Raw genomic sequence first — 23,526 nt, forward strand, 5'->3', positions numbered from 1 at the left:
CATGAGCGGTACTTCTGCAAGCCCCCAGCGACTGAATGCATCACAGCGATCAGCCCATATCCGTGAAGTGGTACTGGCCAAAGGCGTCGAGTTGCGTGAGCGCTACCCGATTCTCAAGCGTCAGGACGCCATCGGCGCGGGTATTCTGACCTTCGCCATCGCCGGTATGGTCGGCTCGGCCGCGCTCTACATGACCGGGCACATGGTCTGGTGGGCATGCCTGCTGCTTAACGCATTTTTCGCCTCGCTGACCCATGAGCTGGAACACGACCTGATCCACAGCATGTACTTCCGCAAGCAGAAAGTGCCGCACAACCTGATGATGGGCCTGGTATGGCTGGCGCGGCCAAGCACCATCAATCCGTGGATTCGCCGTCACCTGCACCTCAACCACCATAAGGTCTCCGGCTCCGAAGCCGACATGGAAGAGCGCGCCATCACCAATGGCGAGCCATGGGGGTTCGCGCGATTGCTGATGATTGGCGACAACATGATGTCGTCGTTCATCCGCATGCTGCGGGCCAAGACCTGGGCCATGAAGTTCAGCATCATTTACCGCACGCTCAAGGTCTACGCACCGCTGGCGCTGATGCATTGGGGCGCGTGGTACGTGTTTCTCGGTTTCCATGCAGCGAACGGCGTTGCGCATCTGCTGGGCGCACCGATCGAGTGGTCGGCGACGACGTTGTCGGTGATGCAGGTGATCGACATCGCGGCAGTCGTGATCATCGGCCCGAACGTGTTGCGCACGTTCTGCCTGCACTTCATCAGCTCGAACATGCACTACTACGGTGACGTGGAACCGGGCAACGTGATGCAGCAGTGCCAGGTGCTCAACGCGCGGTGGCTGTGGCCGTTGCAGGCGTTCTGCTTCAATTTCGGCAGTAGTCACGGGATCCATCATTTCGTGGTGAAGGAACCGTTCTACATCCGCCAGTTGACCGTGCCGGTCGGGCACAGGGTGATGCGCGAGATGGGTGTGCGGTTCAATGATTTCGGCACGTTTGCGCGGGCTAACAGGTTTGTGCGCAAGGACGAGGCGGTAGGTGTTAGGACACAAACCGCTCAAGTCTGACTCGTACTTGTGGCGAGGGAGCTTGCTCCCGTTGGGCTGCGCAGCAGTCCCCTTCGTTTTCGGGATAAGGGGGTCGCTTCGCGACCCAGCGGGAGCAAGCTCCCTCGCCACGGGGGGTAATGTTTAATCCGGCTGAAACGGCGACTCGCTCAAGATCACCCCGGTCTCATCCACATACTTCTGCCAATGCTCGATCAAGGCATTCAGCTTCTGCGGTTGGCTCAACGCCAGGTCATGAATCTCCCCCGGATCACTGCCCAGGTCATACAGTTGCCAGGTCGCCGGCCCTACCGGCCCCGGGATGTATACCGCCTTCCATTGCCCCTGCCGAATCGCCCGGCGTCCGAACAATTCCCACCCGGTGACGGTGTGCTCGTCATGCACCTGCGCCGTCTCGCCTGACAGGAACCCCAGCCACGATTTCCCGCGGACTTCCGCCACGGGTTTGCCATGCCATTGCTTGCCCGGGTGGCGCACGCCGGCAAGATCCAGAATGGTCGGCGTGATGTCCATCACCGTGCCGAAACCGTGGCTGATCTGTCCCTTGAGCGACAGCTGCGGGTAATGCACCAGCGCCGGCACGCGAATCCCGCCTTCGGTGGTGAAGGCCTTGAACAGCCGCGACGGCGCGGTCGCCACTTGCGCCCAGTTCGGCCCGTACCAGACGTAGGAATTGGCGCGGCCGATGTTGTCCAGGCTGTTGTCGTAATGCTGGTTGAGATAGGTCAGCAACTGCGGGCCGAATTTCGGAAAGGCCTCCAGCAGCGCCCCTTCGGCACCGTTATCGGACATGAACAGGATAAACGTGTTGTCCAGTTGCCCTTGCTGGCGCAGGTAGTCGACGACGCGGCCGATGTTCCAGTCCATGCGCTCGACCATCGCCGCATACACCTCCATGGCCCGTGCGGAAATCTGCCGCTGTTCGTCGCTCAAGGCATCCCATTGTGCGGTCAGCTGGATCAGTGGATGCGGCTCGACATCGGCTTCGATCAATCCCAGCGACTTGAGCTTTTCCAGGCGCTCGAGTCGCAATACTTCAGGGCCGGCGTCATAGCGGCCACGGTATTTCTCGACCACATCGGCGGGTGCCTGCAACGGCCAGTGTGGCGCGGAAAAAGGCAGGTACGCGAAGAACGGCCGGGTCTGGTCGCGCTCCTTGAGGTATTGCAGCAGCTTGTCGCCAAAGGCATCGGAAGAATAGAAATCCTTGGGCAGTTCGTCGATGAACTGGTCGTCTTCGATGTACAGCGCCGGGGTGGATTTGAGCAGTCGTGGCGTCGTTTCATCGTAGGTCGGCTCGAAGCCGTAATGGTTGGCTGCGCCGGGCAACAGCGAAAACGAGCGCTCGAAACCCCGGGCGTGGGGCGCCAGTTCCGCGGTCAGGCCCAGGTGCCATTTGCCGCTCATCAATGTCTGGTAACCGGCCTCGCGCAGCAGTTCGGGCAGGGCGACCACACGGTCGTTCAAATGTCCTTCGTAACCCGGTTTGCCGATCAGGTCCGGGGTCAGTGCTTCGGCCATGGTGCCGATGCCGGCGATGTGGTGGTCGGTGCCGGTGAGCAGCATCGAACGGGTCGGCGAGCAGGTCGGTGCGGTGTGAAAATCGGTCAGGCGCAGGCCATTGTTGGCCAGGGCATCGAGGTTCGGCGTATTGATTTCGCCACCGAAGGCGCCGAGGTCGGAAAAGCCCAGGTCGTCGGCCAGGATCACGAGAAAGTTGGGACGTTGCGGCATCAATGATTTCCTTTTTCAGTAGGCAATGAATGACAGCGGGAGATCGCGGACCTGCACCGGCACGGGGGGCTGGTAGTGATCGTCGCTGGTGAGTTCGTGAAGCAGTTCTTCGCGCAATTGGTGGAAGTCGAAACTGCTGCGCTGGCGTGGATGGGGCAGGGCGATGTCGACCACTTGCTTGATCCGACCCGGACGCGGCTCCATCACCACCACGCGGTCGGCGAGGAAGATCGCTTCCTCGACATCGTGGGTGACCAGCACGGTGGTGATTTTGGCCCGGGCGCGGATCGCCAACAGTTCGCCCTGCATCTGCTGGCGGGTCAGCGCATCGAGGGCGCCGAAGGGCTCGTCCAGCAGCAGAATCCGTGGGCTGGCCACCAGGCCGCGAGCGATGGCCACGCGCTGCGCCATGCCGCCGGAGAGTTGGTGCGGATAGGCGCGGGCGAAGTCACCGAGGCCTACCAGTTCGATGAAGTCATGGATGCGCTTGTGCTTTTGCGCAGCGCTCAACGGCTCGTTGACCAGGCCTAGGCCGATGTTGTCGGCGACGCTCAGCCATGGGAACAAGCGGTGTTCCTGAAAGACGATGCCGCGCTCGCCGCCGATGCCGGTGACGGCTTTTCCGTCCACGCTGATCTGTCCACGAAACTGTGTATCGAGGCCCACCAGCAGCCGCAGTAAAGTGGATTTGCCGCAACCGCTGGAGCCGACGATGGCGACGAACTCGCCCTCGACGATGTCCAGGTTGAATTCGCGAATGGCCTCGAGTGTGAAGCCGTCGACGTCGAAGGTTTTGCCTACGTGATTGAAGCTGACAATGGGTGCGTTCATGCGTGTCTCCAGCGGGTGGCGCGGATTTCCAGGCGTTGGCCAATGAGGTTGAGCAGGGCGCCGGTCAGGCCCACCAGCAGCATGCCGGCCATGATCAGGTCCATGCGCAGCAGTTGCTGGGCGCCGATCATCTGGCTGCCGATGCCACCGTTGGACGGCATGAAATATTCAGCGCCGATGGTGCCGAGCCAGGCGTAGATCAGGCTCAGGCGAAGTCCTGCAAAAATCCCTGGTGCGGCCCCCGGCAACACCAGTCGACCGAGGCGCTGGCGCAGATTCAGGCGCAGCACCTGCGCGGCCTCGTTCAGTTGCGGCGACAGGTGGGCGACGCTGCGTTGGGTGGCGATGAACAGCGGGAAAAAGGCGGCGAGGGCAATGAACACCCACTTGGCCAGTTCACCCAGGCCGAACCACGCGGTGAGCAGTGGCACCCAGGCAAAAATGGCGATCTGGCGGATGGCGGCGAGGGTCGGGCCCAGCACGCGTTCACTGGTGCGCGACAACCCCAGCAGCAGGCCCAAGGCAAACCCGAGCCCGCCACCGAGCAGCAATCCGCCAAGGGTTCGGCCCAGGCTCAGGGCCATGGCGCCAAGCAGTGTGCCGTCGAGCAAGCCATCCCGGGTGGTCTGCAGGACGGCCAGCGGGCTGACCAGAATGTTCGCGTCAACCCACTGCTGATCCGAGGCCAGTTGCCACAACGCCAGCAGCGCCAACGGCAGCAGCCACGGTTGCACGCGCTGCCAACCTTGATAACGCGGCCCGCGACGGATTTCGGCGGTGGCCGGGTGCGGCCAGTGCACCAGTTTCCTGTCCAGAAGACCGATGCCGCGATCCATCGCCACGCCGATCAAGCCGATCACCACAATGCACACGAACACAATGTCTAGCATGAACAACTGCCGCGCCCAGACCATCAGGTAACCGATGCCTTCGCTCGACGCGAGCAGCTCGACAGCCAGCAGCGAGGTCCAGCCGGCGGCCAGTGCGAGGCGCACGCCGGCCATGAACGCCGGCAGCGCGGCTGGCAGCACCAGGCGGCGGATCAACAGGTGCCTGGGCAGGCGCAATACAGCGGCGGCTTCGCGCAGCCTGGGTTGTGCATCGCGTACACCGACCAGCGTATGCAGGGTCACCGGCACCACGATGGCCTTGATCAGCACCACCAGCTTCAGCACTTCACCGATGCCGAAAAACACCATGAACAATGGAATCCAGGCCAGGGTCGGGACTTGCGCCAATCCGGCGAAAGTTGGAAACACCAGGCGCTCCAGGCGACGACTGAAACCCAGTGCCGCCCCCAAGACAGCACCTGCGCTGATCCCGGCAAGCAATCCCCAGAACAGGCGTTGCAGGCTGATCCACAAGTGGCTCCACAACTCGCCCTGGGACAGTTCGACCGCGCTGTTCCAGACCAGGCTCGGCGCCGGCAGGATCTGCTCGCTCATCCAGTGATTGCGGCTGGCGAGCCACCACAGCACAAACAGACTGACGGGTAATAGCCAGGGCAAGAGCCGCTGGCTCAGCGTCGGCCAATGCCGTCGACCATCAAGCCGAGGTGCGGACAGCGGCAGGCTCAGAAGGGAAACACGGGCCATGGGTGACCTCCGTTGTCGGGTTGCAATACAGGCCTGCCTTTTGTGGGAGCGGGCTTGCTCGCGAAGAAGAGGGCGTCACAGTCACTTCATCGTTGCCTGACACGCCGCTTTCGCGAGCAAGCCCGCTCCCACAGGGGGTTAAGGTGTATGCGAAATTGATCTATAAAAATTAAGATCAATGCTATTGGGAGATAAGCGAGACCATTTAAGGCCGCCATCCGCCGCTGTATCCAATGCATTCGAAGAATATTTTCGATGCTGCCAAGGCATACCTGGCGGAGAGGCCCGCCCGTGTTGATATAGATCCAAATGATCTAAAAATGTGAATTTATAGTATTTAAGTGCTGGTTCTACTTCAGCCTACTTTCGGCTCCTCAACGCCCGTTGCCCCAAGGAGCCGCACCCATGAACCTTCCCTTCAAACGTGTCATCAGCCTGTTCGCCGCACCGGCCCTGGCGGGCCTGTTGGTCTTCACGGCCAACGCTGGTGAGCTCAAGGAAATCCGCATCGCCGTGCCGGACCTGAGTGCCGGGACCCAGCACAGTGGTGGCGGTGTGGTGGATGTGCTGCGTGATCAACAGATCTTCGAAAAGGCGTTCGCCGATCAAGGCATCAAGATTCAGTGGAGCTTCTTCAAGGGCGCAGGCCCGGTGATCAACGAGGCGTTCGCCAACGGTCAGGTTGACCTGGCCTACTTGGGTGATCTGGCGGCCATCATCGGCAAGTCCAATGGCCTGGATACGCGGTTGCTCAGCGCTTCGGCGCGCGGGGTCAAGCATTACCTCGGTGTGGTGCCGGGTTCGGGGATCAAGACCCTGCAGGACCTCAAGGGCAAACGCGTGGCCATCTTCCGTGGCACCGCCAGCCAGTTGTCCTTCGACGCGGCGCTGGCCAGCCAGGGGTTGAGCGAGAAGGATGTGAAAGTCATCAACCTGGACTTCAACGCGGCGGTCGCGGCACTGGCGGCGAAGCAGATCGATGCTTCGTGGGGCGGTTCCGGGCTCACGGGCTTGCAGGCCAAAGGGTTGGCCGAGTTGCCACTGAGTACCAAGGACCTGAACGGCGCCGGTAGCGTGCAGGCGGTGTTGGTGGGGACCGGGAAGTTTGTCGACGAGCACCCCGAGGCCGTGGCGACATTGCTCAAGGCTCAGCAGCAGGCGGTGACCTGGCTGACCCAGGACAGCAACAAGGACGCCTACGTTCAGCTGGTATCGGGACTGGCGAGTTATCCGCCGGTGATTCTCAGCCAGGATTTGAAGGATCAGAAATTGAGCGAGGTGTTCCCTTCGACGCTTGATCCGGTGTTCCTGGGTAAATTGCAGGATGCGGTCGACCTGGCTTCGCAGCAGAAGCTGATTCGCAAGTCGTTCAAAGTCAGTGATTGGGTGGCGCCGGAATTGGCAGCGGCGAAGCTCTGAATTGTCGGCGCCTGAGCGGCGCCTCATCGCTGGCAAGCCAGCTCCTACAATGGTTCTGCGTCGTACACAAATTTTGTGTTCGCTGGAAATCAAATGTGGGAGCGGGCTTGCTCGCGAAGAGGCCCTAAACCGCGACGCTGACCTGCTGCCCGTCCACCGCCACCAACGTCTCGATCATCGCCCGCGCTGCCGGTGACAGCCGGAACCCGGTGCGACTGACGATCCCGCAGCGTGCATTCATGCTCTCGATGTTCTGCGGCAAATTACGCCAGTGCAGCAGCACCAGCGATCCCTGGGCAATGTCCTCGATGAACGCCTCCTCCGTGCCCACGCCGATGGCGTTGGATTGCAGCACCACCTTCACCAGCGCCGGGAAATGTTCGGTCTGGATGCTCGGCGAAAAATCCACCCGGCCGCTGAGGTTTGCCAGCAGCTTGCGAATGCCTGGCGGGATCATCGTGGTCGCCAGCGGGTAATCGAACATGTCGTTGGTCGACAGGCTCTCCTTGGCCAGCAGCGGATGCCCGGGGCGGCAGAAAAACACGCCGCGCTTGGGCGTCAGGGCCTGGGTCTGGAAATTCGGGTCGGACTCGAAATGGCGGATGTCGGCGATGAAGAATTCGATCTCTTCACGGTTCAGGGCGCGGCTGAGTTTTTCCCAGTTATCCACCTCGAAGCAGGTGCGCACTTTCGGGTGCGCGTTGATGAATTGCGCCACCGCATCCGGCACCAGTTTCACTGCCGGGGCCGGGCCGCAGCCGAAGCGCAGCTCACCGGCATCGAGCTTGGTCATCTGCGTCACTTCACTGCTGAGCAACGCCGCACCCTGCACCAGGCTGCGGGCATGTTGCAGCACCACCAGGCCTTCGGGGGTGGGGCGCAAATCCTTGTTGCCACGGTCCACCAGGACGCAGCCGAACTCGTGCTCAAGCCCCTGAATGCTGCGGCTGAAGGCCGGCTGGGTAATGCCCATGGCCTCGGCCGCGCGCACGAAACTGCGGTGTTCGTCGAGGGCGATGAAGTAACGCAACTGGCGAAGATCCATATGCTTTTCCGGCATCCTAAAAATAGCTCGAAGGCATTTGCGACGAGGGTTGACTGAGGTTTTAAATGCAACCTCTTATTCCGTCAACGAAGCATGTAGATATCTATTAGATCTAAATAGAATATAGATAGAGCAGTGTTTCGCGGCCGGTTCAACCGCAAGCAGTCTGATGAGGGTCTACCCATGAGCAATGCCGCTATCGCTGTAAAACCCGCTGTCCATGCGCTTGAAATCCACCCGGTGGCCGGTCGCATCGGTGCCGAAATTCGTGGCGTAGAGCTTTCCGGCGAGCTGGATGCCGCCACTGTTGAAGCCATTCAACAGGCACTGCTGCAATACAAAGTGATCTTCTTCCGCGAGCAGACCCAGCTCGACGATCAGCGCCAGGAAGCGTTCGCCCATCTGCTCGGCGAACCGGTGGCGCACCCGACCGTACCGGTGCGCGAAGGCACGCGTTTTCTGCTGGAACTGGACGGTGCCGAGGGCCAGCGCGCCAGCTCGTGGCACACCGACGTGACCTTCGTCGAGGCCTACCCGAAAGCCTCGATCCTGCGCTCGGTGGTGGCCCCGGCTTTCGGCGGCGACACCCTGTGGGCCAACACCGCCACCGCTTACAGCGGCTTATCCGAGGAGCTGCGCGAGCTGGCCGACAAACTGGTCGCGGTGCACAGCAACGAATACGACTACGCCGGCACCCGGCCTGACGTCTCGGCCGAGAAGCTGGAGCGCTATCGCAAGATCTTCACCTCGACCGTCTACGAGACCGAACACCCGGTGGTCCGCGTGCACCCGATCAGCGGCGAGAAGAGCCTGTTGCTGGGGCATTTCGTCAAACGCATCAAGGGCTATTCCCAGGCCGATTCGGCGCACCTGTTCGGCTTGCTGCAAAGCCATGTGATCCGCCAGGAAAACATCGTGCGCTGGCGCTGGAAGGCTGGTGATGTGGCGATCTGGGACAACCGCTCCACCCAACATTACGCGGTGGATGACTACGGCACTCAGGACCGGATCGTGCGGCGGGTGACGCTCAAGGGCGAAGTGCCGGTGGGTGTGAATGGGCAGGTCAGCCGGACCGTGAAAGGGCCGGATATCGGCGGCGTCTGAGGCGACGCCTTCGCGAGCAAGCCCGCTCCCACACAGGTGGAGATCCCCTGTGGGAGCGGGCTTGCTCGCGAAGGCGGCCTGACAAGCAATAAAGAACTTCTTCTGATCGGGAACCCCGCCTTATGAGTCCGTTGCACCTTGCTCAAACCTCGTCACCCCAACGGCTCAAACGCCTGCCTCTGGCCCTGTTACTGGCAGGAAGCGCCGGTTGGACCCAAGGCTATGCAGCCGACAGCGCCACCCCTGCAACCACCCCCGTGAAATCCGCCACGGCCGACAGTGCGCAACTGGAAACCGTGACCGTGACCACCCGCCGCCGCGAAGAAAGTTCGCAGGACGTACCGACGCCCATGAGCGTGGTCAGTGGCCAGACCCTGGAAGCCCAGCGGGTTTATCGCATTCAGGATCTGCAGCAACTGGTGCCCAGCGTCAACGTCGCCTACATGCATGCGCGCCAGTCCAGCGTGTCGATTCGTGGCCTGGGCAACAACCCGGCCAGCGATGGCCTGGAAGGCAGTGTCGGCCTGTACATCGACAACGTTTACCTCGGCCGGCCGGGCATGGCCGTGTTCGACCTGATGGACATCGAGCAGCTCGAAGTGCTGCGCGGTCCGCAAGGCACCCTGTTCGGTAAAAATACCACCGCCGGTGTGATCAACATCAGCACGCGTGCGCCAACCTTTACCCCGGAACGCAGCATCGAATCTTCGGTAGGCGAGGACGGTTATTTCCAGACCAAGGGCACGATTTCCGGCCCGCTGAATGACGAACTGGCCGGGCGCTTTTCTGCGTATCGCACCCGCAGCGACGGTGACATCAAGAACGAATTCGACGGCCACGATTTGAACGGCGGCTCGCGCGATGGCTTCCGTGGCCAGTTGCTGTTCAAGCCCAACGAGTCATTCAACCTGCGCTGGATCGGCGACTACAACGAGGAGGATTCCAGCGCCGGCACCCGGGTGTTGTTCAACACCGGGCCGACCATCAATGGCACCAACCTTTACCAGGCCCGGGCCAATGCGGCTGGCGCGACCCTGGTTGACGGCACGCACCGCAAGGTCAACCTGAACAACGACCAGCACGTCACCGTGCATCAGGGCGGTACGTCAGTCGAGGCCAACTGGACGCTGCCGAGCGACTTCACCCTGACGTCCATCAGCTCCTATCGCTGGTGGAATTTCACCCCGCGCAATGATGACGGCCTGAACGCAACCGCCTTCTACAACGCCGGCGTTTCGGTGGAGGATAAGCAGTATTCCCAGGAGTTTCGCCTGGCGTCGCCTACCGGCGGATTCTTCGATTACGTGCTGGGCGCCTACTACTTCGGCTCCAACCTGGACAACAAATCCTTCACCTTCTACGGCCCGCAAGCGGACATCTGGAGTGGCACGCCCACTGGTGCGCTGAACAACATCGACAGTGTCGGCAACGGTCATATCGAAACCAACAGCTTCGCGCTGTTCGCCCAGGGCACCTGGCACCTGACCGAGCGCCTGGATTTCACCGCCGGCCTGCGGGGCACCTATGAAGAGAAAAACGCCTGGGTGACCCGCAATGCACCCGCCGGTGGTGTCGCGGTCACCGGTGCGGCGGCCGCGTCACGACGTGCGCGCGCGGGGGCCTACGATTCCGGCGATCTGAACCAGTACAGCTCCAGTCCCTCGGGCCTGCTGAACCTCAGCTACCGCCTCACCGACGACCTGCTCACCTACGCTACGTTGTCCCATGGCGAAAAATCAGGCGGGGTCAACCTGGCGGTCGGTACGGCGCCGGTGGCGGGTGCCGACTCACTGCTGATCGGCACCGAGCGCGCCAACAACGCCGAGCTCGGTTTCAAGAGCACCCTGTGGGACCGCCGCCTGCAACTCAACGCCAACGTCTTCTGGACCCAGGTCAACGGCTATCAGACCAACGCCTACGACGACGTCAACCGCGTGCAGTACCTGACCAACGCCGGCTCGGTGCGCTCCCGTGGCGTGGAGTTCGAAAGCACCCTGATCCCGCTGCGCGGCCTGACGCTGAACATCAACGGCTCGTACAACGATGTCAGCTACCTCTCGTACAAGGATGCGCCGTGCCCGCCGGAAGTCAGCCTGGCGCCGGGCGCTCCGGCGTCTTGCGACCTCAGTGGCCATCAAGTGGTCGGCGCCTCGAAATGGATCGGCAACGCCAACGGCGAATACAAGTGGAACCTGAGCAACGGCTTCGAGGAATACGTCACTGCCAGCTATGCGTTCCGCTCCAAAGCGGTGGGCACGGTGGAAGACTCCGACTTCGGGCAGATCCCGAGTTATGCGGTGGTCAACCTGTCCACCGGTTTGCGCGGCGACTTCAACCAGGGGCAGTGGGACGTTTCGCTGTGGCTGAAAAACGCCTTCGACAAAACCTACTACACGACGCTGTGGACGGCTGCCAACGGTGGTTATGAAGGCCTGCTCGGCACCCCCCGGACGCTGGGCGTGACCGGTCGATATGACTTCTGACGGCGAAAAAGCATGCCTCGAATGAATACTTTCAATGCAGGCAAGGCATTGGTTTTTCGCCATCGGGCCAGAGCCCTTGTATTGCGGGCTCTGGCGGTAGACGAAGGTTTCGCATATGCATTTATGGTCTAAGTATTAGATTAAAAATTACTTTAAGAACTAAGCGTTCCGGCCAATGATTTCTCCACCGCGATGTCGTCGGGGGGATGTTCAAGTCGACGTTTCGGGTTATCCGCTAAGAGACCGCAGGGAGTGAAGCAATGGGCAATGTCCAGACCGCCGTCAGTGCACATGAAGTGCTGTGGCGCCAGGCACCCGGTGGCGAGTTGGTCGACCTCGGCCGACCGCACCGGTTGCCCTTGGGCCAGTTGCGTTTGCAGCGTGCACCCAAGGGCGTCCTGCGCCGACGGGAAGCGATCGTGCTCGGCGTGCTGGCGTTGCTGGTGCATGGCGCGGTGATTTATTGGGTCAATCAGCAACCGACCCCGGTGCTGCCGATCGTGCCGCCGGAAGTCCCGCCGATGACCATCGAGTTCTCGCGTCCGGCGCCACCGGTGGTCGAGCCGCCGCCACCGCAACCTGTCCAGCCTGTGGTGGAGCCACCACCGCCCGTGGAAGACGAACTGGCCGTGAAGCCGCCTCCACCGAAGCCGGTGCCCAAGCCCAAACCGGTCGCCAAACCGCAACCGAAACCGGCGCCAAAAGCAGTTGAGCAACCCCCCGCGCCAACGAAACCGGCAGCACCCGTCGCGGCCCCGGCAGCACCTGCACCGCCGGCGCCCGCACCTGTGACACCGGCCTCCGCCACGGCCGGCTATTTGAAAAACCCGGCGCCGGAATACCCGTCGCTGGCCCAGCGTCGCGGCTGGGAAGGCACGGTGTTGTTGCGCGTGCATGTGTTGGCCAGCGGCAAGCCCGGTGAGATCCAGATCCAGAAAAGCAGCGGTCGCGATGCGCTCGACGAAGCAGCGCTGAACGCGGTGAAACGCTGGAGTTTCGTGCCAGCCAAGCAAGGCGATGTGGCCCAGGACGGCTGGGTCAGCGTGCCTATCGATTTCAAGATTCATTAAACCGAAACCAATTTCGCGCGAAACGTTTACACGAGGAATACACCATGACGTTACTGGCATCTCCACTTGAATCCATCGAAAGCGCGGTGATCTGGCTGCTGGTGGTTTTTTCCGTCGCGACCTGGGGTTTGGCATTGCTCAAGGGCGTGCAGTTCGGGCGCCTCAAGGCACAGGATCGAAAGTTTCATCAACAGTTCTGGGCCGCTTCGAGTCTCGATTCGGCGGCCGAACTGAGCGAAACCCGGCCCGGCGCGGCCGCCCGGGTTGCCCAGGCCGGTTACGCGGCCATCCAGGTGGGCGAGGCGCCGCAGGCGGCGGACTTGAGCCAGGCGATCAACCATCAGGATCGTCTGGAGCGGGCTTTGCGTCAGCAGATCGTGCGTGAGCGGCGGTCACTGGAAACCGGCTTGGCGGTGCTCGCGAGCATTGGCAGCACCTCGCCGTTCATTGGTTTGTTCGGCACGGTGTGGGGAATCATGGAGGCGTTGAAAGGCATCAGCGCGGCGGGCTCGGCAAGCCTGGAAACGGTCGCCGGGCCGATTGGCGCGGCACTGGTCGCCACGGGCGTTGGGATCGCCGTCGCGGTGCCGGCGGTACTGGTTTACAACTACTTTTTGCGCCGTTTGAAACTGACGGCGGCGGACCTGGATGACTTTGCCCACGACTTCTACAGCCTGGCGCAGAAGAGTTCGTTCCGCGTGCTGATCCACCCGACGGCGCACAAGGCAGCGGCCCAAGGCAGCGCGCCGAAAGTGAAGGAGGCGTCCTGATATGGCCTTCTCCACGCAAGACACCGATGAGGTGCTCAGCGAGATCAACGTGACGCCGTTGGTGGATGTGATGCTGGTGTTGCTGGTGGTGTTCATCGTCACCGCACCGCTGCTGACCAACGCGATTCCGATCAACCTGCCCAAGACCGAAGCGGTGGCGCCGGTGGAGCAGAAAGACCCGTTGGTGGTGAGCATCGACGGGGCCGGCAAACTGTTTATCAACAAGGACGAGATACAGCCGGACTTGCTGGAGTTCAACCTCAAGTCGGCGAAGGCCAAGGACCCCGAGGTGCGTGTGCAGCTGCAGGCAGACGATGGGGTGAATTACGGCGAAGTGGCGCGGGCCATGGCGTCGATCGAGCGGGCAGGGATTACCAAGCTGTCGGTGATTACTGCGCGTTAACAGATTTTCGTTTTCCGGGGCCGTCTCCTTGGCAGGGTGCGGCCCTTTTTTTTGCCTCGAATTCAGCAGCGCCACAACCCCCTGTAGGAGCTGGCTTGCCAGCGATAGCGGTGGGACAGGCAACATCTTCATCGACTGGAAGGGCGCCATCGCTGGCAAGCCAGCTCCTACAGGTCGAAATTTGTTATTCGATGTAGATCTTAATAAATAGCTTCTTATTCCTTAACGAATATAAATCCTCTCCCTATACTCGACCGGGAACAGACACGCAGCAGGAGAGCTCCCCCATGCGCAACGAATCAATTCGCTACCTGATTGTGCCGGGCTGGCAAGGATCGCCGGAAGATCATTGGCAAAGCCACTGGCAGAACAGCCTGCCGAACAGTGCGCGGGTGGAGCAGGCCGACTGGCTGACGCCACGTCGAGAGGACTGGGTCGCAGCGCTGGCCGAGGCGATTGCCGCCGACAGCACGCCGGTCATCCTGATCGCCCACAGCCTGGGTTGCATCACCATCGCCCATTGGGCAGCGACCGCTCCCGTGCAGTTTTTGCGGCAAGTGCGCGGCGCCCTGCTGGTCGCACCGGCGGATGTCGAACGCCCGGCCTGCGCGCCGGCCCTGCGCAATTTCGCGCCAATCCCGACGGACCTGCTGCCATTCCCGAGCCAGGTCGTCAGCTCCGACAACGACAGCGCCGTCAGTGCGCCGCGGGCCCTGGAACTGGCGCGCAACTGGGGTGCCGAGGCGGGAATCCTGGCGGGGGCGGGGCATATCAACGTGAAGTCCGGCCATCAGCGCTGGGAGCAGGGGTTTGCCTATCTCTATCGCTTGCAGAACCGCATGGAACACCACGCCCTGCGCCGCGCTTGAACACTTTCTTTATTTAACGCCCCCGTCTCCCGGCGGTTTTGGGCGGGAGTCTGCCATGAGCTTTGAAACCTTCGGTCAGCCGCTGCTGACCTTTCCCGATGCCGAAAAAAGTCCCCTGAGCATCCGCGCCAAGGCGCTGGTGTTTGTCGATCCGCGTTCACGGCAATTACGTGAAGACCTTGAGCAACTGGCCACGCGTTCGGTGTCCGTGCTGATCCGTGGCGAAACCGGTACCGGCAAGGAATTGCTGGCGCGCCACATCCACCGCGCCAGTGATCGCGGCGGGTTATTCGTGTCGGTCAACTGCGGCGCGATCAGCCCGACTTACGCCGATGCCGAGTTGTTTGGCTATGCGGCGGGCAGCTACAGCGGCTCGGCGAGCAGTCGTGCCGGGTGGTTCGGCTCGGCCAACGGCGGCACGTTGTACCTGGACGAAATCGGCGACCTGCCGCTGCCGATCCAGATCAAACTGCTCGCCGCCCTGGAGAACCACGAAGTCATCCGCGTCGGTGCCCAGCAGCCGAGCCCGGTGGATGTGCGGCTGGTGGCGGCCACCAGCATCAATCTGGCCCAGGCGGTTGCCGCCGGGAAATTCCATGAGCGGCTCTATCACTACCTCAGCGAAGGCCCGCTCGAACTGCCGGCGCTGCGCGAGCGTACGGGTGACATCCTGTCGCTGGCCGAATACTTCCTCGGCATCTACAGCCAGCGCCTCGACCTGCCGGTGCCGCTGATCAGTGAAGCGGCGCAGCTTGTGCTGGAACGTCACAGTTGGCCGGGCAATACCCGCGAGCTGGAGAACATCATTCACTTTGCGCTGCTGGTGAGCACGGGCGACGAGATTTTGCCGGAGCATCTGAACCTGCCTGATGAAGGTCTGGGACAGATCGAACGGCAGATCAAGCAGATTCTTGGCAACGGTTCCGACGCAGAAAAAGTCGCCTTGAAACAAATACTTAAAGGCGCCGGCCTGCTGTAGGAGCGAGCCTGCTCGCGATGGTCTTCAACGATGATGCGGGTTTCCTGAATGCCCGCGTTGTCCTGGCGATCATCGCGAGCAGGCTCGCTCCTACAGGGTCAGGTGCGGATTAGATCTGTATGAACAAAATGGAATATGAAGCTGAATAAAGGTTATTGTTCGGGAATAAAAAATCCCGGTATTGTCCGCTTCACGCCAGCGATAGCACTTCACTGGCACTCTCGTTTTCAAGCCGTCGCCACAAGCGACTGTGATTTTCGATAAGGACACTGCATGAAAAAGGTTCTGTTGTTCACCGCACTGGCGGCGGCCCTCTCCGCGGGCCTGGCCCAGGCTGGCGAAAAACTCGTGGTTGCGGCAACCCCGGTTCCACACGCCGAGATCCTTGAGCTGATCAAGCCAACCCTCGCCAAAGAAGGTGTGGACCTGGAAATCAAAGTCTTCACCGACTACGTTCAGCCGAACGTGCAGGTCGACCAGAAGCGCCTGGACGCCAACTACTTCCAGACCCTGCCGTACCTGAAAAGCTTCAACGAAGGCAAAGGTACCAACCTGGTCACCGTGATCGGCGTACACGTTGAACCTTTCGGCGGCTACTCGAAGAAAGTCAAAACCCTGGCTGAACTGAAAGACGGCGCGACCATCGCCATCCCGAACGAAGGCAGCAACAGCGGCCGTGCCCTGATCCTGCTGCAGAAGGCTGGCCTTATCGAGTTGAAAGACCCGAAAAACGCCCTGGCCACCCCGAAAGACATCGCCAAGAACCCGCACAACTTCAAGTTCAAGGAACTTGAGTCGGCCATGCTGCCGCGCGTGCTGGATCAGGTCGACCTGGACATGATCAACACCAACTACGCGCTGGAAGCGGGTCTGAACCCGGCTAAAGACGCACTGGTGATCGAAGGTGCCGATTCGCCTTACGTGAACTTCCTGGTGGCCCGTCCGGACAACAAGGACAGCGTTGCCATCCAGAAACTGGCCAAAGCCCTGACCAGCCCGGAAGTGAAAGCATTCATCGAGAAGAAGTACAGCGGCGCGGTACTGCCAGCGTTCTGATTCGCGAAGCAAACCCCTTCAAGGTTTCATACGCCGACGGCTGATTTAGCGTCGGCGTTTTTTTATGTGTGTTGGTTTGCCAGGGGCGAGGACGCTTTTGTGGCGAGGGGGCTTGCCCCCGTTCGAATGCGCAGCATTCGCCCGAGGTGCGTCATTAAGATTTTTGGGAGGTTACATGGGGCCGCTTCGCAGCCCAACGGGGGCAAGCCCCCTCGCCACAAGATCAAAAGCACTCAGGCCGGCTTGGCCTCCAAGGCCCTGCGCAACGCCATCAAGAGTTTCAGAATGTCCTGCGGATCCAGCCGTTGCGGCGTTTGTGCGTCTGCCATGTTCTCGTCCTTGTGAGGTTTTGGCCGGGAGTCTGGCCAAAAGTGGTTCGTCCTTGGAGTTGTGGTTCGAAAAAAAGATCCTTCCTACGTCGCAGGGGAAAATAGACGTCTTCCATCGTCCCGGCAAATCACTTGTCGTTCATTCCGGCCAATACCATGCCGGCTCATCCAGCATGCGTTGGCCGACAATCCCGGTTTGCCCGAGGTTCTTCTCCAGCACGATGCAGTTGCAATCCGGGTCTTGCTGCAATGCCGAAATCAAGCGCCGGGCATGAGATACCACCCACACCTGGCACTGCTCTGAGGCGCGGATGATCAAGCGTGCCAGTGCCGCCAGCAGGTCCGGATGCAGGCTGGTTTCCGGCTCGTTCAGCACCATCAGTGTCGGCGGCCGAGGTGTCAGCAGTGCCGCGACCAACAGCAGGTAACGCAAGGTTCCGTCCGACAACTCGGCGGCCGACAGTGGTCGTAACAAACCTTCCTGGAAAAACTCGATGGCGAAGCGACCTCCCGGCAGTGGTTCGATGTTCAGGCGCGCGCCGGGGAAGGCATCGCTGATGGCGGCCTGCAATGCCTCCTGATCGCCGATTTCGATGATCGTCTGCAAGGCCGCCGCCAGATCGCGTCCGTCGTGATGCAGCACCGGCGTGCGGGTGCCCAGTTGCGGTTGGCGCGCGGGTGCGTCGGCATCGCTGCGAAAGTGATCGTAGAAGCGCCAGCGGCGGATGAACTCGCGCATTTCCAGCACTTCCGGAGAGCTGCGCAGGCTGCCGACCTGGTCGAACAGGCTGTCGAACATCGGCGTGTGCTGCGCCAGTACATCCCACTTGCGGTTGGCGCGGGTACGGATCATCGGACCGTCACGGTCGACCAGCAGACTGGCCGGGCGATAGAACGCCCCGGCCCACAGGCATTCGCGCTTGATCTGCGGGTCGAGGCTGAAACGGGAAGGGATCGGCCAGCGGTGCCCGGGCAGCATGAAATGACCATTGGAATCCGGCAGGCCGAGGCTGATCGAGTAACCGAAATCGTCTCCCGCAAACCCCAGGCGCAGGCGTTTGACGCCTTGGTTCACGGTGGGCTCGATGGGGACTTCGCCAGTGCGCATGCGCCGGGAAATGGTTTCCGGGCCGGCCCAGAAGGTCGAATCCAGACCGCCTTCACGGGCCAGGGCATTGACCACGCCGCCCTGGGCGGTTTCCGCCAGCAGGCGCAGCGCGCGGTACAGGTTGGATTTGCCGCTGCCGTTGGGCCCGGTAATCAGATTCAGCCGGCCCAGCGGGATCACCAGTTTGTTGATCGAGCGGTAATTGGCCACCGCGAGGGTTTTGAGCATGTGAGTTCCTGAGGCGGGATCGACCAGGACTCATTGTCAGGCATGCGCAGGTGTCTATTGCAACTGTTTCAAGGGTAACAAGGTGTGAGTTTTTTCTTCATAAGACGCTCGTGCAAGGTTCCAATCCTGTTCTAAGCTCTCTGTCGTGTTGTACATGAAAAAGGCCAAGGAGATTGCATGGTGGTTCCCGGATTGAAAGTAGTAATGGCCTTGAGTGTCGTCACCCTGCTGACGGCTTGCGACGAGAAAAAGCCCGTGCAGGAATACCTGCCACGGGTTTTCGTGCAGGTCGTCAAGCCAGCGGATTACGCGGCCTCGGTCACCCTCACCGGTGATATCCAGGCGCGGGTACAGACGGAACTGTCCTTTCGCGTCGGTGGCAAGATCATCCAGCGCTCGGTAGACGTTGGCGATCGTGTGACCGCCAAGCAAGTGCTCGCCCGGCTCGACCCAAAGGATCTGCAGACCAACGTCGACTCGGCCCAGGCACAAGTGGTCGCTGAACAGGCGCGGGTGAAGCAGAGCGCGGCGGCATTCGTGCGTCAGCAAAAACTCCTGCCCAAGGGTTACACCAGCCAGAGTGAATACGACTCGGCCCAGGCCGCCTTGCACAGTAGTCAGAGTGCCTTGAGCGCCGCCCAGGCGCAGTTGGCCAACGCCAAGGATCAGTTGAGCTATACCGCGTTGATCGCCGATGCGCCGGGGATCATTACCGAGCGCCAGGCGGAAGTCGGCCAGGTGGTGCAGGCGACGATGCCGATCTTCAGCCTGGCCCGGGACGGCGACCGCGATGCGGTATTCAACGTCTATGAATCGCTGCTGGCGGAGAAGCCCAAGGATCAGACCATTGTCCTGAGCCTGCTCGACAACCCGGCAATCAAGACCACTGGCACCGTACGTGAAGTCACCCCGTCGGTGTCGGCGCAATCGGGCACCGTGCAGGTCAAGGTCGGCCTCAACAGCCTGCCCGACGGCATGCAACTGGGCTCGGTGGTGAGCGCCACGGCCAGGGGATCGGGCAAGTCGGTTATCGAGTTGCCGTGGTCGGCACTGACCAAAAACATCAGTGAACCTGCGGTCTGGATTGTCGACGACAAGGGCAAGGCCCAGTTGCATACGGTGACGGTCAGCCGCTACCTGACCGGCAAGATCATCGTTAGCGGCGGCTTGAAGGACGGCGACAAAGTCATCGTCGCCGGTGGACAACTCTTGCACCCGGACATGGAAGTCGAGATTGCCGAAAACACTTACAAGGATCTGACGTGGGGAGCAAAGCCATGAAGCCTTTATGGGCGTTGTCCATCGGGCTGGTGCTGAGCGCCTGTTCCAAAAGCGAACCGCCGCCGGAGCCGGTGCGACCGGTGCTGTCGATCAAGGTCCAGGCCTTGAGCGAAGAGGACCTGGGCCGCTTTGCCGGCAGTATCCAGGCACGCTATGAAACCGATACCGGCTTCCGTGTGGGCGGGCGAATCGCCAGCCGTAACGTCGATGTCGGCACCGAGGTCGAGAAGGGCACGTTGCTCGCCACCCTCGATCCTTCGGATCAACAGAACCAATTGCGTTCGGCCCAGGGCGATCTGGCGAAAATCCAGGCGCAACTGATCAACGCCAAAGCCACCGCCCAGCGTCAGCAAGCCTTGTTTGACCGCGGGGTCGGCGCGCAGGCGCAATTGGATGAGGCCAACACGGACCTGAAAACCACCCAGGCCTCCCTTGATCAGGCCCGGGCGGCCGTCAACCAGAGCAAGGACCAACTGGGCTACACCGAGCTGCGCGCCGACCATAAAGCCGTGGTCACTGCGTGGAGCGCCGAGGCCGGGCAAGTGGTGTCGGCGGGTCAGCAAGTGGTGACCCTGGCGCAACCGGACATCAAGGAGGCGGTGATCGATCTTCCCGATACCCTGGTCGACCAACTGCCCAGCGATGTGGTGTTTTTGGTCGCGGCGCAACTCAATCCGAGCATCAACACCACCGCGATCATCCGTGAAATCGAGCCTCAGGCTCAAAGCGCCACGCGCACCCGTCGCGCTCGCTTGACCCTGGCCGAAACGCCAGAAGGCTTTCGCCTGGGCACGGCCATCAGCGTCACCCTGAGCTCGGCGATCAAGCCGCGCATCGAACTGCCGGTCACCGCGCTGCAGGTGGTCGATGGCAAGCCGCGCATCTGGGTGATCGATGCACAGAGTAAAACCGTCTCTCCCCGTGACATCACCGTGATCAGCCGCACCGACAGCACCGTGGTGCTGGCCGGCGGCGTGAAAAACGGCGAGCGGGTGGTCAGTGCCGGTGTGAACAGCCTCAAGCCGGGGCAAAAAGTGAAAATCGACGAGGACAGTCAATGAAAGGGCCTTTCAACCTCTCGGAATGGGCCCTCAAGCATCAGTCGTTCATCTGGTATCTGATGTTCGTCGCGTTGCTGATGGGTGTGTTCTCGTACTTCAACCTGGGTCGCGAAGAAGACCCTTCGTTCACCATCAAGACCATGGTGATCCAGAGCAAATGGCCGGGGGCGACCCAGGAGGAAACCCTCAAGCAGATCACCGACCGGATCGAGAAGAAGCTCGAAGAACTCGACTCCCTCGACTACGTGAAAAGCTACACGCGCCCCGGCGAATCGACGGTGTACGTGTACCTGCGCGACACCACCAGTGCCAAGGACATCCCGGAAATCTGGTACCAGGTGCGCAAGAAGATCAACGACATCAAGTACCAGTTCCCGCAGGGCATACAGGGGCCGTCGTTCAACGACGAGTTCGGTGACGTCTTCGGGTCGATCTACGCCTTCACCGCCGACGGCCTGACCATGCGTCAGCTGCGCGACTACGTGGAACAGGCGCGCATGGAAATTCGCGGCGTGCCGGGGCTGGGCAAGATCGAGATGGTCGGCCAGCAGGACGAAGTGCTGTACCTGAACTTCTCCACACGCAAACTCGCAGCGCTGGGCATCGATGAGCGTCAGGTGGTGCAGAGCCTGCAAACCCAGAACGCCGTGACCCCGGCGGGTGTCATCGAGGCCGGGCCGGAGCGGATTTCGGTGCGCACTTCAGGGAAGTTCGCTTCGGAGAAAGACCTCGCCGAGGTCAACCTCAAGCTCAACGACCGCTACTATCGTCTGGCCGACATTGCCGAAATCAGTCGCGGCTATGTCGATCCGGCCTCGCCGGAATTCCGCATCAACGGCAAACCGGCCATCGGCCTGGCGATTGCCATGCAGAAGGGTGGCAACGTCCAGGCGTTCGGCAAGGCGCTGCACACCCGTATCGAACAGTTGACCGCCGACCTGCCGGTGGGGGTCGGCATCTACAACGTTTCCGACCAGGCCGTGGTGGTGGAAGAAGCCGTGGGCGGCTTTACCAGTGCCTTGTTCGAAGCGGTAGTGATCGTGCTGCTAGTCAGCTTCGTCAGCCTCGGCGTGCGCGCCGGGCTGGTGGTGGCGTGCTCGATCCCACTGGTGCTGGCGATGGTGTTCGTGTTCATGGAATACAGCGGCATCACCATGCAGCGGATTTCCCTCGGTGCACTGATCATCGCCCTCGGCCTGCTGGTGGACGATGCGATGATCACTGTGGAAATGATGGTCACGCGCCTGGAAATGGGCGAGACCAAGGAGCAGGCGGCAACCTTCGCCTACACCTCCACGGCGTTCCCGATGCTCACCGGTACGCTGGTGACGGTCGCGGGCTTCGTGCCGATCGGCTTGAACGCCAGCTCCGCCGGTGAGTACACCTACACCCTGTTTGCGGTGATTGCCTGTGCGATGCTGGTGTCGTGGGTGGTGGCGGTGCTGTTTGCGCCGGTGATCGGCGTGCACATTCTCAGCACCAAGGTAAAACCCCACGAAGGCGAACCCGGGCGCATCGGCAAGGCGTTCAACGGCGGACTGCTGTGGTGCATGCGCAATCGCTGGTGGGCCATCGGCATTACGGTGCTGTGCTTTGTGCTGGCGCTCTTCAGCATGCGCTACGTGCAGAACCAGTTCTTCCCGTCTTCGGATCGCCCGGAAATCCTGGTGGACCTGAACCTGCCGCAAAACTCCTCGATCGACGAAACCCGAAGGGCGGTCGATCGTCTCGAAGCCACGCTCAAGGATGATCCGGACATCGTGCGCTGGAGCACCTACATTGGTCAGGGCGCCATCCGTTTTTACCTGCCTCTGGACCAGCAACTGCAAAACCCGTTCTACGCGCAGTTGGTGATCGTCAGCAAAGGCCATACCCGCGAGGCCATGATGCAGAAGCTGCGCGAGCGCTTGCGCAACGACTTCGTCGGCATCGGCGGTTATGTCCAGGCGCTGGAAATGGGCCCGCCGGTAGGGCGTCCGATCCAGTACCGGGTCAGCGGCAAGGACATCGACCAGGTGCGTCGACATGCCATCGACCTGGCCACGGAGCTGGACAAGAACCCGCACATCGGCGAGATCATCTACGACTGGAACGAGCCGGGCAAAGTCCTGCGCATCGACATCGCCCAGGACAAGGCGCGGCAGTTGGGGCTGTCTTCCGAGGATGTGGCCAACCTGATGAACGGCATCGTCAGCGGCCAGTCGGTGACCCAGGTCGATGACGACATTTACCTGATCAACGTCGTCGGTCGTGCGGTGGACTCCGAGCGCGGTACGCCGGAAACCCTGCAGAACCTGCAAATCGTCACGCCGAGCGGCACGTCGATTCCGTTGCTGGCGTTCGCCACGGTGCGCTATGAACTGGAGCAGCCGTTGGTATGGCGTAGGGATCGTTTGCCGACCATCACCATCAAGGCGGCGATTCGTGATGAGATCCAGCCGACGGACCTGGTGAAAATCCTCAAGCCGTCCATCGATGCTTTCGCAGCCAAACTGCCGGCGGGCTACAAAGTCGCCACCGGTGGTACGGTGGAGGAAAGCGGCAAGGCCCAGGGGCCGATTGCCAAGGTTGTGCCGCTGATGCTGTTCATGATGGCAACCTTCCTGATGATCCAGCTGCACAGCGTGCAGAAGCTGTTCCTGGTGGCCAGTGTCGCGCCGCTGGGGCTGATCGGCGTGGTCCTCGCGCTGGTGCCTACCGGTACGCCAATGGGCTTCGTGGCGATCCTCGGGATTCTCGCGCTGATCGGTATCATCATCCGTAACTCGGTGATCCTGGTGACCCAGATCGACGAGTACGAGCAGAAGGGCTATACGCCGTGGGATGCGGTGGTGCAGGCGACCGAGCATCGACGTCGGCCGATTCTGCTGACCGCCGCGGCGGCAAGCATGGGGATGATCCCGATTGCCCGGGAAGTGTTCTGGGGGCCGATGGCCTACGCGATGATCGGCGGGATCGTCATCGCCACCTTGCTGACGCTGCTGTTTTTGCCGGCGCTGTATGTGGCCTGGTACAAGATTCGCGAGCCGAAGAAAGAGGCGCAGTAAGGCGAGCGCTGCGCGCTCATCGCGGGCAAGCCCGCTCCC

General features: G+C 61.5%; 18 protein-coding genes. 13 read left to right on the plus strand and 5 right to left on the minus strand.

All coding sequences use genetic code 11. The annotated features are described in order from the left end of the window. Position 1: 1 nt before the first annotated feature. Entirely contained in the window at positions 2–1,075 is a 1,074-nt protein-coding gene (locus tag QMK54_RS00865; protein ID WP_320401869.1) for a fatty acid desaturase, read from the plus strand. Positions 1,076–1,198: 123 nt separating this feature from the next. On the opposite strand, the gene QMK54_RS00870 is transcribed toward QMK54_RS00865, so the two are convergent. The 3 genes from QMK54_RS00870 to QMK54_RS00880 are packed head-to-tail and all read right to left on the minus strand — an operon-like array spanning position 1,199 to position 5,235. Continuing rightward, entirely contained in the window at positions 1,199–2,809 is a 1,611-nt protein-coding gene (locus QMK54_RS00870) for an arylsulfatase (RefSeq protein ID WP_110660487.1), read from the minus strand. Between the two features lie 15 nt (positions 2,810–2,824). Beyond that, positions 2,825–3,640, minus strand: a complete 816-nt coding sequence (locus QMK54_RS00875; RefSeq protein WP_320401870.1) for an ABC transporter ATP-binding protein — start codon at positions 3,638–3,640, stop codon at positions 2,825–2,827. Next, on the minus strand, positions 3,637–5,235 hold the full coding sequence (locus QMK54_RS00880; protein WP_320401871.1) for an ABC transporter permease: 1,599 nt from the start codon (positions 5,233–5,235) through the stop codon (positions 3,637–3,639). The genes QMK54_RS00875 and QMK54_RS00880 overlap by 4 nt, the downstream gene beginning before the upstream one ends. Positions 5,236–5,640: 405 nt before the next feature. Between QMK54_RS00880 and QMK54_RS00885 the strand changes: the two genes are divergently transcribed. Continuing rightward, positions 5,641–6,654 (plus strand): ABC transporter substrate-binding protein, encoded by a 1,014-nt coding sequence (locus QMK54_RS00885; protein WP_320401872.1) that lies wholly within the window; start codon positions 5,641–5,643, stop codon positions 6,652–6,654. A 124-nt stretch (positions 6,655–6,778) separates the two neighbouring features. Here QMK54_RS00885 and QMK54_RS00890 read toward each other — a convergent pair whose 3' ends face one another. Next, the gene (locus QMK54_RS00890) at positions 6,779–7,699 is read right to left on the minus strand and encodes a LysR family transcriptional regulator (protein WP_223588873.1); all 921 of its coding nucleotides are present in this window, start codon (positions 7,697–7,699) and stop codon (positions 6,779–6,781) included. 183 nt (positions 7,700–7,882) lie between these two features. Between QMK54_RS00890 and QMK54_RS00895 the strand changes: the two genes are divergently transcribed. From QMK54_RS00895 to QMK54_RS00930, 8 genes are all read left to right on the plus strand, one after another. Beyond that, positions 7,883–8,803 (plus strand): TauD/TfdA dioxygenase family protein, encoded by a 921-nt coding sequence (locus tag QMK54_RS00895; protein ID WP_110660779.1) that lies wholly within the window; start codon positions 7,883–7,885, stop codon positions 8,801–8,803. 122 nt (positions 8,804–8,925) lie between these two features. Next, positions 8,926–11,286 (plus strand): TonB-dependent receptor, encoded by a 2,361-nt coding sequence (locus QMK54_RS00900; protein ID WP_110660780.1) that lies wholly within the window; start codon positions 8,926–8,928, stop codon positions 11,284–11,286. 260 nt (positions 11,287–11,546) lie between these two features. Beyond that, positions 11,547–12,356 (plus strand): energy transducer TonB, encoded by an 810-nt coding sequence (locus QMK54_RS00905; protein WP_320401873.1) that lies wholly within the window; start codon positions 11,547–11,549, stop codon positions 12,354–12,356. Positions 12,357–12,400: 44 nt separating this feature from the next. Further along, positions 12,401–13,126, plus strand: coding sequence for a MotA/TolQ/ExbB proton channel family protein (locus QMK54_RS00910; protein ID WP_223588875.1), 726 nt, complete (start codon positions 12,401–12,403; stop codon positions 13,124–13,126). A gap of 1 nt (position 13,127) precedes the next feature. After that, the gene (locus tag QMK54_RS00915) at positions 13,128–13,529 is read left to right on the plus strand and encodes an ExbD/TolR family protein (RefSeq protein ID WP_007972930.1); all 402 of its coding nucleotides are present in this window, start codon (positions 13,128–13,130) and stop codon (positions 13,527–13,529) included. 287 nt (positions 13,530–13,816) lie between these two features. Then, entirely contained in the window at positions 13,817–14,398 is a 582-nt protein-coding gene (locus tag QMK54_RS00920) for an alpha/beta hydrolase (protein ID WP_320401874.1), read from the plus strand. A gap of 55 nt (positions 14,399–14,453) precedes the next feature. Then, a complete protein-coding gene (locus tag QMK54_RS00925) occupies positions 14,454–15,377 on the plus strand; it encodes a sigma 54-interacting transcriptional regulator (protein WP_320401875.1) in 924 nt (307 codons plus the stop codon). 273 nt (positions 15,378–15,650) lie between these two features. Further along, positions 15,651–16,433: a MetQ/NlpA family ABC transporter substrate-binding protein gene (locus tag QMK54_RS00930; RefSeq protein WP_110663217.1), complete on the plus strand. Its 783-nt coding sequence runs from the start codon at positions 15,651–15,653 to the stop codon at positions 16,431–16,433. A 468-nt stretch (positions 16,434–16,901) separates the two neighbouring features. Here QMK54_RS00930 and QMK54_RS00935 read toward each other — a convergent pair whose 3' ends face one another. Next, positions 16,902–18,098 (minus strand): AAA family ATPase, encoded by a 1,197-nt coding sequence (locus QMK54_RS00935; RefSeq protein ID WP_320401876.1) that lies wholly within the window; start codon positions 18,096–18,098, stop codon positions 16,902–16,904. A gap of 177 nt (positions 18,099–18,275) precedes the next feature. Between QMK54_RS00935 and QMK54_RS00940 the strand changes: the two genes are divergently transcribed. Genes QMK54_RS00940 through QMK54_RS00950 form a run of 3 tightly spaced genes read left to right on the plus strand, consistent with a single transcriptional unit; the run spans position 18,276 to position 23,487 of the window. Beyond that, the gene (locus tag QMK54_RS00940) at positions 18,276–19,379 is read left to right on the plus strand and encodes an efflux RND transporter periplasmic adaptor subunit (protein ID WP_110662948.1); all 1,104 of its coding nucleotides are present in this window, start codon (positions 18,276–18,278) and stop codon (positions 19,377–19,379) included. Next, on the plus strand, positions 19,376–20,440 hold the full coding sequence (locus QMK54_RS00945) for an efflux RND transporter periplasmic adaptor subunit (RefSeq protein WP_223588884.1): 1,065 nt from the start codon (positions 19,376–19,378) through the stop codon (positions 20,438–20,440). Before QMK54_RS00940 ends, QMK54_RS00945 begins: the two co-directional genes overlap by 4 nt. Beyond that, positions 20,437–23,487, plus strand: a complete 3,051-nt coding sequence (locus tag QMK54_RS00950) for an efflux RND transporter permease subunit (protein WP_320401877.1) — start codon at positions 20,437–20,439, stop codon at positions 23,485–23,487. Before QMK54_RS00945 ends, QMK54_RS00950 begins: the two co-directional genes overlap by 4 nt. Positions 23,488–23,526: the final 39 nt, after the last annotated feature.

Source organism: Pseudomonas sp. P5_109, from assembly GCF_034009455.1.
Lineage (GTDB): Bacteria > Pseudomonadota > Gammaproteobacteria > Pseudomonadales > Pseudomonadaceae > Aquipseudomonas.

Excerpts from the sequence above, each read along its gene's own strand:
- QMK54_RS00905 (WP_320401873.1), top strand. The coding sequence starts at position 11,547 with ATGGGCAATGTCCAGACCGCCGTCAGTGCACATGAAGTGCTGTGGCGC.
- QMK54_RS00950 (WP_320401877.1), top strand. The coding sequence starts at position 20,437 with ATGAAAGGGCCTTTCAACCTCTCGGAATGGGCCCTCAAGCATCAGTCG.
- QMK54_RS00895 (WP_110660779.1), top strand. The coding sequence starts at position 7,883 with ATGAGCAATGCCGCTATCGCTGTAAAACCCGCTGTCCATGCGCTTGAA.
- QMK54_RS00870 (WP_110660487.1), bottom strand. The coding sequence starts at position 2,809 with ATGCCGCAACGTCCCAACTTTCTCGTGATCCTGGCCGACGACCTGGGC.
- QMK54_RS00880 (WP_320401871.1), bottom strand. The coding sequence starts at position 5,235 with ATGGCCCGTGTTTCCCTTCTGAGCCTGCCGCTGTCCGCACCTCGGCTT.
- QMK54_RS00935 (WP_320401876.1), bottom strand. The coding sequence starts at position 18,098 with ATGCTCAAAACCCTCGCGGTGGCCAATTACCGCTCGATCAACAAACTG.
- QMK54_RS00915 (WP_007972930.1), top strand. The coding sequence starts at position 13,128 with ATGGCCTTCTCCACGCAAGACACCGATGAGGTGCTCAGCGAGATCAAC.
- QMK54_RS00930 (WP_110663217.1), top strand. The coding sequence starts at position 15,651 with ATGAAAAAGGTTCTGTTGTTCACCGCACTGGCGGCGGCCCTCTCCGCG.
- QMK54_RS00920 (WP_320401874.1), top strand. The coding sequence starts at position 13,817 with ATGCGCAACGAATCAATTCGCTACCTGATTGTGCCGGGCTGGCAAGGA.
- QMK54_RS00945 (WP_223588884.1), top strand. The coding sequence starts at position 19,376 with ATGAAGCCTTTATGGGCGTTGTCCATCGGGCTGGTGCTGAGCGCCTGT.
- QMK54_RS00925 (WP_320401875.1), top strand. The coding sequence starts at position 14,454 with ATGAGCTTTGAAACCTTCGGTCAGCCGCTGCTGACCTTTCCCGATGCC.
- QMK54_RS00865 (WP_320401869.1), top strand. The coding sequence starts at position 2 with ATGAGCGGTACTTCTGCAAGCCCCCAGCGACTGAATGCATCACAGCGA.
- QMK54_RS00900 (WP_110660780.1), top strand. The coding sequence starts at position 8,926 with ATGAGTCCGTTGCACCTTGCTCAAACCTCGTCACCCCAACGGCTCAAA.
- QMK54_RS00890 (WP_223588873.1), bottom strand. The coding sequence starts at position 7,699 with ATGGATCTTCGCCAGTTGCGTTACTTCATCGCCCTCGACGAACACCGC.
- QMK54_RS00875 (WP_320401870.1), bottom strand. The coding sequence starts at position 3,640 with ATGAACGCACCCATTGTCAGCTTCAATCACGTAGGCAAAACCTTCGAC.
- QMK54_RS00885 (WP_320401872.1), top strand. The coding sequence starts at position 5,641 with ATGAACCTTCCCTTCAAACGTGTCATCAGCCTGTTCGCCGCACCGGCC.
- QMK54_RS00910 (WP_223588875.1), top strand. The coding sequence starts at position 12,401 with ATGACGTTACTGGCATCTCCACTTGAATCCATCGAAAGCGCGGTGATC.
- QMK54_RS00940 (WP_110662948.1), top strand. The coding sequence starts at position 18,276 with ATGGTGGTTCCCGGATTGAAAGTAGTAATGGCCTTGAGTGTCGTCACC.